Here is a 15,178-nt window from a genome sequence, read left to right on the forward strand (position 1 = left end):
GGGGAATGCATGACAAAAGTCCTGGACGTTGTGGTTGTCGGTGGCGGACAAGCCGGCCTCGCCGTAGCTTATTACTTGCAGCGAGCAGGAACTCGCTTTGTCGTACTCGACAATTCCCCAGTAGCGGGCGGGGCCTGGCGACATGCCTGGGACTCACTGCGCCTGTTCTCTCCCTCAGAGTACAGCTCTTTGCCCGGGTGGCAGATGCCCCGCGCTTCTGTTGGGGAATACCCGGCACGCGACGAAGTGGTTGCCTACCTGTCTCGCTATGAGGAACGGTACAGCTTTCCCATTCAGCGCCCCATTCAAGTAGATGCTGTCACGCACGACGGGAAGCTCTTCCATGTGTCTTCCTCCGACAGGATTTGGACTGCACGTGCCGTGATCAGTGCAACGGGCACCTGGAGCGCTCCCTATACTCCACACATGGAAGGACAGGAGCTGTTCGTGGGGACACGGATGCACTCGGCGGCCTATAGTTCGCCGAAGGGGTTAGCGGGGCAGTCGGTCATGGTGGTCGGCGGCGGCAATTCCGGGGCTCAGATCCACGCCGAAGTCTCGCAGGTTGCCGAGAGCGTGTGGGTGACCGAGGCAGAGCCGACCTTCTTGCCGGATGACGTGGATGGGCGGGTTCTGTTCGAACGGGCAAGCGCTAGGGTCCGCGGTATCGTGAATGGAGCCAGCGTCGGCAGCCTGGGTGACATCGTGATGGTCCCACCGGTGCGCCAAGCCCGAGCACGGGGCGACTTGCACACGGTTAGGCCTTTCCAGCGGTTCACGCACACCGGAGTGGAATGGACCGATGGGACCCGGACGCCGGTTGATGTGATCATCTGGTGCACCGGCTTTGGACCAGCCCTCGGGCACTTACGACCGCTCGCAGTTACAGAAGCTGACGGCAAGGTGGCTGTGACCAATGGTGCATCACTGCGACTGCCAGGGCTGTTCCTCACCGGGTACGGAAACTGGGTATCACCTGCGTCAGCTACTCTGATCGGTGCGGGCCGATCGGCCAGAGAGCTGGTTCCTGGTATTCTGAAATTTCTCGAACAGTAGGGGCGAGCGGGTAACACCAATATTGCTTCCCCGAGCTCTCGCAGCGTGAGAATGATAGCTGTGTCCGTTTCCCCGTGACGCGGCAGTTGAACCAGGGAACGATCTTGCAATGCCTCCTTCTCTGCAAGCCCGCTTGAACGTCGCCCTTCTGATCGTGGCGCTGGTGGGACTGGTGGCAGGGCTCGGTCTGATGTTGGCTGCCGAAAACGAACTAGCCACGTTCGCATGGTCCATCGGGGTCTTTCCCGTACTCGCGGCACTGATTGTCGAAATTGTTCGCAGCCTCGCCAAGGGCGAAGTTGGGCTCGACATCGTGGCCGCCCTTTCCATGTCGGCGGCGTTGCTCTTTGGTGAGACCCTGGCGGCGGCAGTGGTTGCCCTGATGTATTCTGGCGGGACCTTCCTCGAGAGTTTCGCCGAGGGCCGAGCCCGTCGAGAGATGAGCCAGCTCCTGTCCCGCGTGCCCCGGACCGCCACCCGGCATCGGGACGGGAAGCTCGAGGATGTTCCACTTGAAGATATCGAACCTGATGACCTGCTTCTCATCCGCCAGGGAGATGTGGCGCCCGTAGACGGAGCGGTGGAGGGCGAGAGGGCTATACTGGATCAGTCGGCGCTAACGGGGGAGTCCATGCCGGTACGGCTTAGCCGTGGCCGGGACGTGATGAGCGGATCGACCAATGCGGGCGAGGCCTTCGACCTTCGCGTCACCAGACGTGCCTCGGAAAGCACCTATTCCGGGATCGTGCGGTTGGTTGAAGCGGCGCAGGCCTCAAAGGCGCCCATGGCCCGGCTTGCTGACCGTTATTCGCTGCTCTTCCTCCTCATTACCATGGTGCTGGCGGTGTCGGCTTGGTGGTTTACCGGCGATCCAATTCGCGCCGTCGCGGTACTCGTGGTCGCCACCCCTTGTCCGTTGATCTTGGCCGTGCCGGTCGCCCTCGTTGCCGGCTTGTCCCGCGCCGCGCAATTCGGCGTCCTGATCAAGGGCGCGCGGCCCCTCGAGTCACTAGCCGGAGTCCGAACATTGGTGCTGGACAAGACCGGGACCCTGACCGACGGACGCCCGCAGATCGTTTCCATCGAAACCCTCGACAGCGTGAGCCAGGACCAGCTCCTGTTCTTCGCAGCCTCGCTCGAGCAAGCGTCAAAACACCCGATGGCCCTTGCTATCGTCAGTTCGGCACGTGAACGGGGCAGGGCACTACAGATCCCGGAGCAGGTGGTTGAGATTGCCGGAGAAGGCCTCGTGGGAGTGGTCGATGGCCGTGATGTGGTGGTGGGAGGCGCGAGCTTCGTTGCCGGGATGCTCGGCGCGACCGTTCCGGAGCCCGGTATTCTCGAAGCAGGCTCCGCGCTGGTGTCGGTGGCGGTCGACGGAAAGCTCGTGGGCCATATCATCATGGCCGACGCATTGCGTTCGGGAGCCGCTCGACTGCTAGCGGGACTTCGGAAACTGGGCATAGACAGGATCATGCTGGCGACCGGAGACCGCCATGCGGTGGCCCAAGCCATCACGGTAGGATTGGGTCTGGATGCCGTCCACTCCGAGATGACCCCGGATCAGAAGGTGCAACTGGTCTTGGACGAACGGGAAAGCCATGCCCCTGTGATGATGGTGGGCGATGGTGTCAACGATGCGCCGGCTCTGGCGGCTGCGGATGTGGGGGTGGCGATGGGAGCCCGCGGTTCGGCTGCTTCTGCGGAGGCCGCGGATGTGGTTCTGCTGGTCGACCACCTGGATCGGCTGTTGCCAGGGATCGAGATAGCGCAGGGAGCGCGGCGAATTGCGCTCCAGAGCGTTGCCGCCGGCATTGGCCTATCAGTCGCTGGAATGATGGCCGCGGCCCTGGGTTACCTAACACCCGTGCAAGGGGCGCTGCTGCAGGAGGCCATCGACGTGGCCGTCATTCTGAACGCCTTGAGGGCCTTGCGCATCCAACCTCAGGCGCTTTCGTCTCCGTGCTAGACATCAACGCCGAACAGGCGACCGATTACTGCAGTGATAGCCATTGCGGCTGCTCCCCAGAACAACACACGTGCGGTTGGTCGCAGTTTGGGTGCACCGCCCGCCTGAGCGCCAAAGAGCCCCCAAATCCAGCAAGGCAGACAAGGGTGGTTACGACGACTACCGGTATGATCATGCCGGATGGGGCCAGTACGGAGGCGATCAACGGTAATGCGGCGGCGACTGAGAAGGTCACACCTGAGGCCAGTGCTGCCTGGTGCCTGGAGCGGATTGGCGCTGTGGATTTCAAACAGGCCAAGTTCGTCCCTGACATGCGCTTCCAAGGCATTGTTCCGGGTCATTTCCCTGGCAACTAATGCTGCCGTCGGTGGGGTAAGCCCACGCGATTCGTAGATAGAAGCCAATTCCGTTTCCTCTTCAGCTGGCGTATCGATCAATGCCCCCTTTTCCCGCAGCATGTCCGCCCGCTCGACATCGGACTGGGAACTGACCGAGACATACTCGCCGGCAGCCATGGACATGGCGCCGGCGGCAAGCCCGGCCACACCCGCAATCAGAACAGCTCCAGGGCAGCACGGGATAGGGCGATCAGGACGCGGCAGACTGGCTGTAAATTCTCGCATTCCCCGCGTTGGGAGAAATCCTCGGGTGGGAGAGCCCACTATCGCGAGGTCATGGCGAACCAGCGCAGTTCTGTGTGCCTCGTGAACTTCCTGCATGACCACATGGTGTCCAATCGACCGGAGCTCATCCGCGATGATGTTCGCGACCTCGGCAGTGCAACCGAAGATGCTGTCATAGACTAGCAATATGTCCACGGTGATCTTCCGGATCACCTACACGAACGAAACGAAGCAGAAGCGAGCGTCGTGATCAGCTTGTAACGGATAGCAGGGTCGTGCCTTGATCCGCGTCAAAGCGCTCCCTGCATTTCGGTGACATGAGACGGTCATCGGAACTTGGAACATCCATGAAGCATGATGATAGTCTTATCGGCACTCATCGTCGCAGTAGCTGTGGCCGCTTTCGTCTACTTGAGGTACTCGGCGGCGCGTTTTGACGGCGATGTTCAGCGGCTTCGGCTTGAGCTATTCGCCCATATCCCATCGGACGCCAAACCCAGCCTCCCAGATACCGTTCGCAACTTTGCTCTGAAAGCTGGCGGTCAGTTGGGTGCTCCGACGATTATCCATGCTCGACACAAGGCTACGCTCATGTCCAAGGCAGACGGCGAGGAGATGCCGTTGCTGGCGGACCAGTGGACACACACCTCGGTCTCGGGACTCGTTTGGTATGCACAGGCGCGAATGGGGGTCTTTCCCGTGGCAGTGTTGGACGCCTATGTTCAGGAGAAAGGCATCCTTGCGGTCCGCCTGTTCGGTGCATTGCCGGTATCTGGAGGCACTGGGCCTGACTTCGACAAGGGCGAGATGATGCGGTACCTGTCAGAGCTTCCCGTGTACCCCGACGCCATCCTGAACAATGCTTCACTGGAATGGCGAGAGCTCGACAAGAACACCGTTGAAGTCACCGGAACCGGGGTAAGTGGATCTGCGACAGTCAGGTTCTATTTCGACGGGGCTGGGGATATTGTCCGAATGGAGGCTGACGACCGCCCCATGACGATCGAAGGGGGCGGAACAAGGCCCACGCCATGGCACGGCTTCTACGGGAACTACCAGAACGTCGGACGATACAGGATTCCGACGTATGGCGAGGTGGGATGGCTTCTACCAGATGGCCTATTCACCTACTGGCACGGAACGGTGGTTTCCTATGAACCACTCGGAGTGCCTGCCGTCGATCGGGGTTAAGCCCCTGTGGGCAGTTGAAGCCTTAAATGACTACCGTGACAGAAAAACAGGCATCTTAGGGTTTAACAAGACAGCCGCCGTCGCGCCGCCTAGGACAAACTCTCGCAGGCGGCTGTGCCCGTACGCACCCATCACCAGCATGTCGGCGTCGACCAACGCTGCGGACAGCTGCAGGTCCTCGCCGATTCCCGCTTTGCTCGAAACGACTTCTCGCAGGCTTGGCTTGGCTCCGTGGCGGGCCAAATACCCCAGCAAGGCGTCGGTAGACGCCTGAGGCACCTTCTTGTCTTCACTCGCGGTAAGAACGGTTACTTCCAAGGCATTGGCGATCAAGGGTATCGCGTCGAAAATGGCGCGGTAAGCGGTCGGGCTGCCGTCCCAGGCTATGGCAATCTTGGTAACTCCGGTCGAGTACCCGCCTCGTTCGGGCACGACGATCAGGGGGCGGCCCGCACCGAAGATCAGGTTCTCGGCAATACCTTGGTGGTCGGCGCTGCGATCGCGCATGGCGAACACTGAGAGATCATGATGTCGAGCCTGCTTGGCGATAGCAGGTCCGGGATCGGCGAATGCTGCACGGATGGTGAAACTATGGGCTTGGAGCCTGCTCTCCAGCATCGACGCGTGGTGCAGGAGATCGGCTGCGCATCGGCGGCTGCGACCCTCCACTTCCGCCATCATCTGCGGCAAAGCCATGAGGGACGATCCCCAACGATCTGCAAGATCGGGCACATCGATTTCTACAGCGCAATAGGTAACGTGAGTAGCGAAGCTGTCGAGCAGCGAGCTAAGCGCCGGCAGCTCTTTTGCGCTTGCTTGTTCGGGGTAGGTCAACATCGGAACGAAGGCGTCGGTAAGCATCGTGATGTCTCCAAGGCCCATCTCAACAGGAGCGGGGCAAGCCAGCGGCACTTTAACGGGATCAAAGATCAGATCTTTGACGCTGATCAAGGCGGGCTGCGAACCTTTGGCGAGGATGTAGTTGGGCAAGCAGGAGAACTCGCTTTGGAACGCATCCAGATCACGCAGCATACTTCACTTGGTGCACTCTGGTTCGCTGGGTGGTTGTTTACTATCGGCTATCTTCACCAGGGGGTTTGGCACGGCTTGCTGGGACTAATCGTATGGCCCTACTTCCTAGGTAGCCACTTCAGCCCTTGACGGCATAGACCAGGAATCTGGGCGAGCATGGCGTTGTCAGCGTCGCGCTTTCGACAGCGACAATAATTCCTGGCACAGGGCGCCGTCTCCTGGAGGAACATGCCCGACGGAACGACATCCTCGGTGCTGGCTGGAGGATGTCGTTTGTTGCCCGCCTCCCGTTTGATCTTAATCGATAGGCGGGATGCGGTTCCTGATAGCCAGTGTGGCATCTCTTGCAGGGAAGTTGGAACGGAATGGAACAACTCACACTTAAGTTCTTGGGCGCGTCACAAGGTGTTACCGGATCTTGCTTCATGGTGCAGGCAAGCCGGTCCACCGTGCTGGTGGATTGCGGCATGTTCCAGGGGTCGAACAGCGAGCGAGCCTTGAACTCGAGGGATTTCCCCTTTGGCCCCGCAACGATCGACGCGGTTGTGCTGACCCACGCGCATATCGATCACAGCGGTCTGCTACCGAAACTGGTGCGGCAGGGGTTTAGGGGCAAGATCCACGCGACCCAGGCGACGGTGGATCTATGCTCTGTCATGTTGCCGGACTCCGGTCACATACAAGAGCAAGAGGCGGAGCGGCGGAGTAAGCGGGAACGTCGCCGGAACCGTCAACCGCCGGAGCCGGTCTACTCGGTCGAAGATGCGTACGCCTGCCTTCAGAGCTTCTCGAGGGTGAACTACGGGGAATGGGTCGCTGTCGCCGACGGAATACGTGTTCGATACTGGAATGCGGGACACCTACTCGGATCTGCTTCGATCGAAATGGAGGTGTCCGGGGAGGACCGGTCCGCTACTCGCATACTGTTCTCGGGAGACATCGGGCCGATGGGGAAGCTGCTGCAGTGGGATCCCGAGGGACCGGAAGGGGTGGATTATGTCGTATGCGAATCCACCTACGGGGCTGTCGAGCGGCCATTGGAGCACGCCGGGAGCCGAAGGGATCTCCTGCAACAACAGGTGGTCGACGCGGCTGCAAGAGGTGGGGCACTGCTGATCCCGTCGTTCGCCGTGGAGCGCACCCAAGAGGTCCTGGTCGATCTTGTGGGCTTGATGGAGGAGGGCAGGGTCCCAGCCTTCCCGATAGTGATCGATTCACCTTTGGCGACAAGGGCAACCCAAGTCTTCAAACACCATGCCGAAGAGCTGGAACACGGCGCCGAGCTGTTGCGGGCGCTGAACTCACCCCATCTCACGATTACGGAGACTGTCGAGCAAAGCAAGATGTTGGATCAGCGTAGCGGCTTTCACGTGGTGATTTCGGCCAGCGGGATGTGCGATGCCGGCAGAATAAGGCACAGGTTGAAGAACTGGTTGTGGCGCCCGGAGGGAACGGTGCTGCTGGTTGGATTCCAGGCGGCGGGCACCCTGGGCCGCGTTCTACTGGATGGCGCTACTTCCGTCAGGATCCATGGCGAAGAGATTTCGGTCGCCGCTGCCATACGATCGCTGGATGTGTATTCGGGACACGCCGACGCAACTGAGTTGGAAGCATGGCTTCGAAGCCGCAAACCCGTCAACGGCACCGTATTCCTTGTCCATGGGGAAGCTCCCAACCTCTCTGCCCTGCGTGAGCGATTTGGAAGGATGCTCGCAACCGACCAGATCATGGTTCCCGAACTGGATCAGGCGTTCCTCTTGCAGAATGGCCGAGCGATCGAGATCGATTCCGATGACGAACCGCGGCTGGTGCAGGTACATGCCGGGCAACCCGACAGCAGCAATGACGAGGCGGACCTGCTGCTCGACATCAGTGACGCTTTGTCAAAGGCTGCTGACGAGCGCACACGCGGCATTATCGTCCGGAAGCTGAAGCGGGCACTTGAGCAAGAATGAAAGGGTGGGGCAGGAGGGAAGGTCGGGAGGCCGCCGATCCTGCCCATATCTCCTTGCCGACCCAGTGTTCGCTCTCAGACGGCAGTGTAGCCGCCATCGACCAGGTGATAGCTGCCGGTGATGAAGCTTGCTGCAGGTGACAGGAGGAACAAGGTCAGGGCCGCCACCTCATCCGATGTCCCGAGCCTCCCGATTGGATGAAGGCCGCGTATGTGGGCAAGTGTCTGGTCGTCCAGGTTCTTGGAGAGCAGGGGGGTGTCGATGAACCCGGGCCCGATCGAGTTGACCCTTACCCTGTGCTTTGCATATTCCACAGCCGCTGCCTTGGTGAGCCCGACCACCCCGTGCTTGGCCGCCACGTAGGCGGAGGAACTGGCAAAGCCTACCGTGCCCAGGATCGATGCCATGTTCACGATCGCGCCGCCGCCGGCTTGCTGGATCGCCGGCAGTTGGTAGCGCAGACCGTAGAACACGCTGTTGAGGTTTGTGTCGATGACCTTGGTCCAGCCGTCCAGTGGATACTCTCCGGTCGGCGCTGCCGGTCCTGCGATGCCGGCATTGTTCACCGCGAAGTGGAGAGCTCCGAAGGTGCTACGAACACTTTCGACCATTGCCTCGACCTCGATCGCCGAACTCACGTCAGCGACACAGGCCGACGCCTTGCCGCCCGCTGCAACAACCGATCTCACAACTTCTTCCGCGGCTTCCAGGTTCAGGTCCGCAACCATCACCGAAGCGCCCCTTTCCGCGAGCCGCTCGGCGATTGCCGCACCGATGCCGGAGCCTCCACCGGTCACCAGAGCAACCTTGTCCTTGAAGTCCTGATCCATGATTTTTCTCCATTGCCGATGAGACGTTCATAGCGAAGCGCGCCGTCCGGTTCCTTGATGCCGGTCAACTGCCCCCAGCCCGGAGCTGCGGCAGGATCACATTCCCGGTCAGGAGCCGAGAGTACTCGGCTTACTTGGTGTCGAGTCTTGACGCGGATCAAGGCGTGGGTTTGCTGTCTATGCGAAGGTTTCCGAAGAAGGAGACATCACATGACACATGAACGCCGACCTGACGCAGACCCCACGGAAAGCCTCCAACTCCCCGGACACCTGCTGCCCGAGAAGATCCGGGAGCTGTTGGCGCAAGGCAATGTGCGGACGCTCACTATCCGCTCCGAAACCGGCGAAGTCTATGTATCCATTCCCCTGACTGCAGGCGCAATCGTGGGTGGGGTCTTCGTGCTGACGGCGCCTTGGCTCGTGCTTCTGGCTGCCCTCGCAGGTCTGCTCGCAAAAGTGCAAGTGGACGTGACCTACGACGGTCCCGAGCAAGACGAGCGCCAGCAACCTGGGAATAACGCACCATGATCAAGGATATCGTCGTTCACCTGACCGGTTCCCAAGAGGATGAAGTGCGGCTCTGCTTTGCAGATGCGCTCGCCGGCATATTCGGTGCTCATCTCACCGGACTGCTGGTGCACTTGGAACCGGAGCTGCTCGCCGTTCCCGACCCGATGTACGCCGATGTTCTCCAAAGCATGGTCGATGAATCTGCATCCATGACGCGACAGCACAAGAGTGTGTTGTCCGCTCGGTTCGAACGTTTCGCTGTTGCCAATGACCTTCGTATCATTTCAGGGACGAGGGGCACGATCGGCGATGCTCTCGCCACGGAGGCCCGGGCATCCGATCTCTTCGTCGCAACCCGGCCCCATGGGGATCCCGGAGGCGATTACCGGGTTGAAGAAGCTGTGCTGTTCGGCAGCGGGGGACCATGCCTGTTCTTGCCCCCGAAGAAGCCTACGCTGGCCGAGATCGGAAGCGTCCTTGTCGCCTGGAAGACGCGCAGAGAGGCTGCCCGGGCAATCAAGGACGCCATCCCATTCCTCAAGAAAGCAAAGCGGGTCACCCTCGCCATCGTGACCGATGAAGCTGAACAGGCATCCAACACGGCATCGGGTGCCGACATCGGTCGATACCTCAGCCGCCACGGCATCAAAGCCGAAATCAAGGAACTAGCTGGCTGGCATTCTGCTGCAGACGCCTTGCTTAACGAGATCGCGTCTTCCGGACCGGACCTTGTTGTCGCGGGAGCCTACGGCCATTCACGGCTGCAGCAGCGCCTTCTTGGTGGCGTGACAAGGGCGTTGCTGAGCAAGTGCGAAGTTCCGGTGCTTATGTCCAGGTGAAGGGGACACCTTGCCCAGCAAGGACAAGGGTCCTACTCTCATGCCGGGCGGGGCGGCCCGGGCAATGCAAGTACGTATCCAGTCGGAAGCAAAACGGTACTTCGTAGCTGGCGGGCTTGTACTGCTGGCCTATCTGACTTTACGCTTCATCGACGTGTTTTTCGATGTGTTCATCGTGGCATCGATTTTCATCCCTGCAGTGCTCTGTGCAGCCGTGCTTGGCGGCTTCACGCCGGGCATAGTCGCTACGCTGCTGTCGCTAGCTTTTATTTTCGGGATCCTCCGCGATAATTATCCCGTTGGCGCCTTATACGCGAACTTGGGGCTGTTCGGCGCATTGGGAGTGACCTTGGCCTGGGGAGGAAAGCAACTGCACGCGGCGCGCCAGCAGGAGCAACGAACCGCACGCGATCTGTTGGAACGGAGCCGGGAATTGGCAACCCTGCTCGATACCGCACTCGACGCAGTCGTGGTCATTGAGGCGGATGGAGCCATCAGGGCCTTCAACCCCGCCGCCGAACGACAGTTCGGATATTCCGCTGCCGACGTGTTGGGCCGCAACGTGTCGATGCTCATACCCGAGCCTTATCGACACAAGCACGACGGCTACTTGGATCACTATCTGAAGACAGGTGAGCGGCGCATCATGGGGACCGACCGAGTGGTCGTTGGGGCACGCAGGGATGGTACCACCTTTCCTATGAAGCTGGCTGTTGGCGAAATGGTGATCGAGGGCAGGCGCCACTTCGTTGGTTTCGTCCGCGACCTCACTGCCATCGAGGACAGCCTCGCGCGCCTACAAGAATCCCAGGACGAGGTCGCCCGCCTTGCTCGATACAACGAACTAGGTGAGATGGCGTCGACCCTTGCACACGAGTTGAACCAACCGCTGGCGACCATCGCGAACTATATCTACGGCTCTCAGCTGATTTTGGAGCAAATCCCGGGGCCGCGGATCGCCGAAGTGCAGCAGGCATTGGAGGAGGCAGCCCTGCAGACACTTCGTGCCGGTGACATCATCCGGCACCTCCGGGAATTCGTGACCCGAGGGGATACCGAAAAGTACTTTACCGACCTCAGGAGCCTGGTGGAGGAGGCAAGCGCGCTAGCCTTGGTGGGAACGCGGGAAAAGGGGCTCAGGATATTCTACTATGTGAGTGAAACTCCACCGGTGCTGGCCAATCGGGTTCAGATCCAGCAAGTGGTGGTGAACTTGATCCGCAATGCCGTAGAGGCGATGAGAACTAGCCAGGACAAGATGCTGAACATCTCGACCAAGCGCGTCGGCGCAACTGCCGTGATCGAGATCAGCGATACGGGTGTGGGCATCCCCGCGGAAGTTTCAGAACGCCTTTTTCAGCCCTTCGTCTCTGGCAAACCAAGCGGCATGGGTATTGGATTGTCGATCTCCAAGCGCATCATCGAGGCGCATGGTGGGGAGATCTGGGCAACTGCAAGGCCGTCGGGTGGCACCACCTTCGGTTTCACGCTCCCGATCCAAGAGGAGAGGTTCTGACCATGACGAGCAGCGTAACCGTTCACATCGTCGATGATGAAGCTTCAATCCGGCAATCAATGTCCTTCTTGGTTTCGTCTGCAGGATACGCGGTGCGGGTCCACGACTCGGCGGAGGCGTTCCTCGCATCTCATCCGTACCCCCCAGGGCATTGTCTCATCACGGACTTGCGCATGCCCAGGATGGACGGAGTTGCGCTGCTGAAGCAGTTGAGCGAAAGCGGCACCATGCTGCCCTCCATCGTGGTGACCGGGCATGGTGACGTAGCCATGGCCGTGAACGCGATGAAGGTGGGTGCCTCGGATTTCATCGAAAAGCCGTTCGCGGCTGCGGTCCTCCTCGACGCGCTCAAGAACTTGGCTTCCAGAGCAAGGGACGCGAGAGAGAATGACCGTGAACAAGAGCTAATTCTCGACCGGTTAAGCAGCCTGTCGGCTAGAGAGCGGCAGGTCTTCAATGGCGTGGTCGCTGGAAAAGCAAACAAGACCATCGCTCACGAGCAGGATCTCAGTCCCCGTACCGTCGAGGTATACAGGGCGAACGTCATGGCTAAGTTGCATGCAAAGTCGCTCCCCGAGTTGGTCCGAATGGCATTGTCCGCAGGCCTCCTTGGTGACGGGGACACCTCGGCTTGATCGTCATCAAAGCGTGATCCTGAGCAGCGGTTAGCTTGTCGCGAACTGTAGTCGGGATGAGCGTTGAATGCCCAAGCTCCGGATACTCATCGAAATTCCCGACACGGACCTGTACAGTTCAGTGGCATTCTTGGTGTTGGCACATGGCTACCAACCCGTTGTCGATGATCCCACCAATTCTCGCCGACATGAAACCGCTGCCGTAATAGTCGACGAAGATTCCCTCTCCCGGTGCAAGCAGACCCGTGGCGTTCCTGTTATGCCGGTAATTGTCTTGTCGGCCAGATCCCGTCCGTCAGATTGCCCCTCGCAATGGTACTGGCTGGAAAAATCACATCTCGGGAAAAGGTTGAGCGACACGCTGGAGGGAGCTGTCGGACCCGCTACGTAGTAGTTCTACAATGTCGTTGACCCGAGTTTTGCGTCGGTTGGTCGTAGGCTATTTCTACTCCCGTGAGTTCAGGGAGAAAGCGGATGACCTTCCAACCTACTCTAAACCGGCCGATCGCCGGGACGCCCGGCATTCCGATGTATCTGGTCGGTGCGGCACAGGATGCGCGTTCGATCTATCACGACGGGTCGGAGATCTACGGCGAGGGTGAGCCTGCCGGCTCGCTCTATATGGTGGAGTTTGGTTGTGTGCGCATCGGTCGCTTCACCAGGGAGGGCAGGCGGCAGGTCTGCGGGTTTTCCTACGCCGGCGACATATTCGGATGGGAAAGCGAATCGGAGCACCGTTTCTTTGCCGAGGCTGTAGGCTACTCCGGGATTCGTGTGCTACGGCCCTCGCGTGACGCGGAAGCTTGCGCCAAGCTCTTCCCTTTGGTGATCCAGAATCTTACCCGGTTTCAGGAGCATCTGCTCGTCCTCGGCAAGACAATCGTCGATGAGCGGCTGGCTGCATTCTTGTGCGACTTGGCGGACCGGCAAGGGGGCGTCAGCCAAGTCGAACTGCCGATGACTCGCAGTGACATCGCCGACTACCTCGGAGTGAGCTTTGAAACCGTTTCCCGCATCCTTCGCCGGTTTCGGGACCAAGGGTTCGTCCACGTGCCGGACATTCACTCCATCGAGATCTTGGATCGCCCGGGCCTCGAGGCCGTCTGCAGACGCTGAGTGGACTTGATCGAGGTCAAGGTGGGGCTTGGTGCAAGCCTTAGGCTGGCGACGAGAACATAGGCTTCTCGTTGAGAGCCTGGTTTATCCCTTGGCCGCTTGCCGCAAATGGAAAATCTGGGCGGCGTCAGGGTAAATCAGATGTTCCCCAGTCGTTTGAAGTGAAGGCGCCGGTGGGGCGGCCATAAAGGAGCGATCAATGCCGAAGATGACGCATATCCGACTCGAACTCGCTCGCGAGGCCGCGCATCCTGAGGGGGACCAGGCGACAGGCTACGACCTGTTTGTCCCGCTGGACGAAAGCGGGCGCATCGACCCAAAAGCCTGGCGTCGCAGTCGCGACCAATGCGTGGTTCGCAAGTTCAAGCGGAACGGCGAGACCACGACGGGTCTTATCCGGCACGGACCCGGAGGCCGATGGGAATTCGACTACGACGACAATGCTAATTTCAAGGATCAATGGGGCATCCACCTAGGCGACGAGTCGTTCGTGCTCGGCGAATACATTTCGGTGCGTGGACCGGCCAAGGAAACTCACACCTATCGGGTACAAGGATTGGGTATTCTTTGAATGGCGCACTGACGGACCCTCTGGGTCGCGTGCGGGAACCGAGGCAAACCGGACTCATTGCCTGACAGGCCGGAATAGCCTGCGCAGGCATGAGATCTGGGCTAGTGGGAGTGCCAATTGGTTCACTCCGGCCCCCACTCTAGGCGGTGTTGGCCGTCAGCCAAGCAACCCATTGCCCTTCCACGTAATGGGAACCGGGTTGCGGCGGCCACACGGCGACTCGGCTTTGTAGGCTTCCTCGGTCACAGCAAAAGTACGGCGTGAGTTCTTGGATGTCGCGGCACTCCAAGGTGCTGTGTTCCGTGTACTCCAGAGCTTGGGGCACGGAGCTTGCGACGCAGTCGGCCACCCGGGTGTCACATCAGCCCCTTGTCCTTGAGCACTTGGACTTCATCGCCAGTGATCCAGCCAAACACCTTCAGCTTGCCGTGGTTCTGCTCAAGGAGATAGGCGTTGGTGAACGGGACATCGATACGCCTGCCATCCTTCTCGAACTCACTATTCCAGCCTACGTGAGCGAGACAGTGCGTCTGGTCGATTGGATGCACCTCGACCGCGGTGACGGTCATCGCCTTTGTTCCGATCTGGCGATATTGTTCATACCCTTTCGATACCTTTTCGCCGAAGGCATGATCGTTGTCGCCTGTCATGACCCCTTGAGGCCCCGCGGCAATGAAGTGGGAAGAGTAGAGGGAGCGGAGAGCTTCCATATCCAGCGAGCCCTCCAAGCCATCCTTGAAGGACATGGCATATCGATAAAAAAACTCCTCCACATTCTCTTTTGTGATAGTCATCTCTAGCTCCTTCCGGCGTTCGAACGAATGTTGTGTATCTAGCCGTATTCCTTGGAAGCTGTTCAGTCCGCCAGCCACTTCCGAGGTGCCGGTCTGCGATCGACCCCCATTCCGCCGCTCGGTATTACGATGGCCGTTCCCGAAAGCAGCGGCCATTACTTAACGCTGCTGGTGGTGCCGCCGGCAATCTCGAAAACGCATCTTCCCTCGAGCTCGGCTCGTATCAGCCAGCTTGCTGGTGCACTGATGTCGGTCATGCCAAAGCCGAGTAGGTCCCAAACAATCATCATGTTCGGAGAACTCAGGCCGAAGGGCATAAATCGTTGACCCCTGTTGCATGTGATTAGGCGTGGAATGAGGCCCAGGTTTTCGGAGTAACCGGCTTCCAAAAGGTTGGACGCCGATAGGGGGCCCTATCCGACGCCGATGGGGTGGACGCCCCCCGACGGCATTTATGTGCCAGAGTTGCGGTGTCGAGAACCGCTACAGAGGAGGCGTCCATGAACGAGGTTAGCATCATTGGGTTGGACTTGGCCAAAAA

At 59.7% G+C, this 15,178-nt stretch carries 14 protein-coding genes; 10 read left to right on the forward strand and 4 right to left on the reverse strand.

Annotated elements, in window-relative coordinates:
- The first annotated feature begins 9 nt into the window (after positions 1 to 9).
- Positions 10 to 1,056, forward strand: a complete 1,047-nt coding sequence (locus C8264_RS18310; RefSeq protein ID WP_108462428.1) for an ArsO family NAD(P)H-dependent flavin-containing monooxygenase — start codon at positions 10 to 12, stop codon at positions 1,054 to 1,056.
- Between the two features lie 109 nt (positions 1,057 to 1,165).
- Positions 1,166 to 3,025, forward strand: a complete 1,860-nt coding sequence (locus tag C8264_RS18315; RefSeq protein ID WP_108462429.1) for a heavy metal translocating P-type ATPase — start codon at positions 1,166 to 1,168, stop codon at positions 3,023 to 3,025.
- Here the strand turns inward: C8264_RS18315 and C8264_RS22990 are convergent.
- Entirely contained in the window at positions 3,022 to 3,843 is an 822-nt protein-coding gene (locus tag C8264_RS22990) for a VIT1/CCC1 transporter family protein (RefSeq protein WP_425430697.1), read from the reverse strand. The genes C8264_RS18315 and C8264_RS22990 overlap by 4 nt on opposite strands.
- Before the next feature lie 159 nt (positions 3,844 to 4,002).
- On the opposite strand from C8264_RS22990, the gene C8264_RS18325 reads away from it, so the two are divergent.
- Positions 4,003 to 4,839: a DUF6544 family protein gene (locus C8264_RS18325; protein WP_108462430.1), complete on the forward strand. Its 837-nt coding sequence runs from the start codon at positions 4,003 to 4,005 to the stop codon at positions 4,837 to 4,839.
- A 30-nt stretch (positions 4,840 to 4,869) separates the two neighbouring features.
- Here C8264_RS18325 and C8264_RS18330 read toward each other — a convergent pair whose 3' ends face one another.
- Complete coding sequence (locus C8264_RS18330; RefSeq protein ID WP_108462431.1) at positions 4,870 to 5,871, reverse strand: universal stress protein; 1,002 nt, start codon at positions 5,869 to 5,871, stop codon at positions 4,870 to 4,872.
- Between the two features lie 365 nt (positions 5,872 to 6,236).
- Between C8264_RS18330 and C8264_RS18335 the strand changes: the two genes are divergently transcribed.
- A complete protein-coding gene (locus C8264_RS18335; RefSeq protein ID WP_108462432.1) occupies positions 6,237 to 7,826 on the forward strand; it encodes an MBL fold metallo-hydrolase in 1,590 nt (529 codons plus the stop codon).
- Positions 7,827 to 7,900: 74 nt separating this feature from the next.
- On the opposite strand, the gene C8264_RS18340 is transcribed toward C8264_RS18335, so the two are convergent.
- Entirely contained in the window at positions 7,901 to 8,656 is a 756-nt protein-coding gene (locus tag C8264_RS18340) for an SDR family NAD(P)-dependent oxidoreductase (protein WP_108462433.1), read from the reverse strand.
- Between the two features lie 210 nt (positions 8,657 to 8,866).
- Between C8264_RS18340 and C8264_RS18345 the strand changes: the two genes are divergently transcribed.
- The 6 genes from C8264_RS18345 (at position 8,867) to C8264_RS18370 (ending at position 13,843) form a co-directional block, all read left to right on the forward strand.
- Entirely contained in the window at positions 8,867 to 9,184 is a 318-nt protein-coding gene (locus tag C8264_RS18345) for a DUF4342 domain-containing protein (RefSeq protein ID WP_108462434.1), read from the forward strand.
- Positions 9,181 to 10,005, forward strand: coding sequence for a universal stress protein (locus tag C8264_RS18350; protein WP_108462435.1), 825 nt, complete (start codon positions 9,181 to 9,183; stop codon positions 10,003 to 10,005). Before C8264_RS18345 ends, C8264_RS18350 begins: the two co-directional genes overlap by 4 nt.
- A 64-nt stretch (positions 10,006 to 10,069) precedes the next feature.
- Positions 10,070 to 11,521: a PAS domain-containing sensor histidine kinase gene (locus C8264_RS18355; RefSeq protein WP_162783758.1), complete on the forward strand. Its 1,452-nt coding sequence runs from the start codon at positions 10,070 to 10,072 to the stop codon at positions 11,519 to 11,521.
- A 2-nt stretch (positions 11,522 to 11,523) separates the two neighbouring features.
- Positions 11,524 to 12,156, forward strand: a complete 633-nt coding sequence (fixJ, locus tag C8264_RS18360) for a response regulator FixJ (RefSeq protein ID WP_108462437.1) — start codon at positions 11,524 to 11,526, stop codon at positions 12,154 to 12,156.
- A 474-nt stretch (positions 12,157 to 12,630) separates the two neighbouring features.
- Positions 12,631 to 13,272, forward strand: a complete 642-nt coding sequence (locus tag C8264_RS18365) for a helix-turn-helix domain-containing protein (RefSeq protein WP_108462438.1) — start codon at positions 12,631 to 12,633, stop codon at positions 13,270 to 13,272.
- Between the two features lie 199 nt (positions 13,273 to 13,471).
- Positions 13,472 to 13,843: a vWA domain-containing protein gene (locus C8264_RS18370; protein ID WP_108462439.1), complete on the forward strand. Its 372-nt coding sequence runs from the start codon at positions 13,472 to 13,474 to the stop codon at positions 13,841 to 13,843.
- A gap of 356 nt (positions 13,844 to 14,199) precedes the next feature.
- Here the strand turns inward: C8264_RS18370 and C8264_RS18375 are convergent, their stop codons facing one another.
- On the reverse strand, positions 14,200 to 14,637 hold the full coding sequence (locus C8264_RS18375; RefSeq protein WP_108462440.1) for a hypothetical protein: 438 nt from the start codon (positions 14,635 to 14,637) through the stop codon (positions 14,200 to 14,202).
- Positions 14,638 to 15,178 lie beyond the last annotated feature (541 nt).

The sequence above is a fragment of the Devosia naphthalenivorans genome (assembly GCF_003056355.1).
GTDB classification, from domain to species: domain Bacteria; phylum Pseudomonadota; class Alphaproteobacteria; order Rhizobiales; family Devosiaceae; genus Devosia; species Devosia naphthalenivorans.

Bases quoted from the DNA above. Each gene is read 5' to 3' on its own strand.
- C8264_RS18325 (WP_108462430.1), top strand. From the start codon at position 4,003: ATGATGATAGTCTTATCGGCACTCATCGTCGCAGTAGCTGTGGCCGCT.
- C8264_RS18350 (WP_108462435.1), top strand. From the start codon at position 9,181: ATGATCAAGGATATCGTCGTTCACCTGACCGGTTCCCAAGAGGATGAA.
- C8264_RS18340 (WP_108462433.1), bottom strand. From the start codon at position 8,656: ATGGATCAGGACTTCAAGGACAAGGTTGCTCTGGTGACCGGTGGAGGC.
- C8264_RS18355 (WP_162783758.1), top strand. From the start codon at position 10,070: ATGCAAGTACGTATCCAGTCGGAAGCAAAACGGTACTTCGTAGCTGGC.
- C8264_RS18370 (WP_108462439.1), top strand. From the start codon at position 13,472: ATGCCGAAGATGACGCATATCCGACTCGAACTCGCTCGCGAGGCCGCG.
- C8264_RS18315 (WP_108462429.1), top strand. From the start codon at position 1,166: ATGCCTCCTTCTCTGCAAGCCCGCTTGAACGTCGCCCTTCTGATCGTG.
- C8264_RS18335 (WP_108462432.1), top strand. From the start codon at position 6,237: ATGGAACAACTCACACTTAAGTTCTTGGGCGCGTCACAAGGTGTTACC.
- C8264_RS18365 (WP_108462438.1), top strand. From the start codon at position 12,631: ATGACCTTCCAACCTACTCTAAACCGGCCGATCGCCGGGACGCCCGGC.
- fixJ (WP_108462437.1), top strand. From the start codon at position 11,524: ATGACGAGCAGCGTAACCGTTCACATCGTCGATGATGAAGCTTCAATC.
- C8264_RS18310 (WP_108462428.1), top strand. From the start codon at position 10: ATGACAAAAGTCCTGGACGTTGTGGTTGTCGGTGGCGGACAAGCCGGC.
- C8264_RS18345 (WP_108462434.1), top strand. From the start codon at position 8,867: ATGACACATGAACGCCGACCTGACGCAGACCCCACGGAAAGCCTCCAA.
- C8264_RS18330 (WP_108462431.1), bottom strand. From the start codon at position 5,871: ATGCTGCGTGATCTGGATGCGTTCCAAAGCGAGTTCTCCTGCTTGCCC.
- C8264_RS18375 (WP_108462440.1), bottom strand. From the start codon at position 14,637: ATGACTATCACAAAAGAGAATGTGGAGGAGTTTTTTTATCGATATGCC.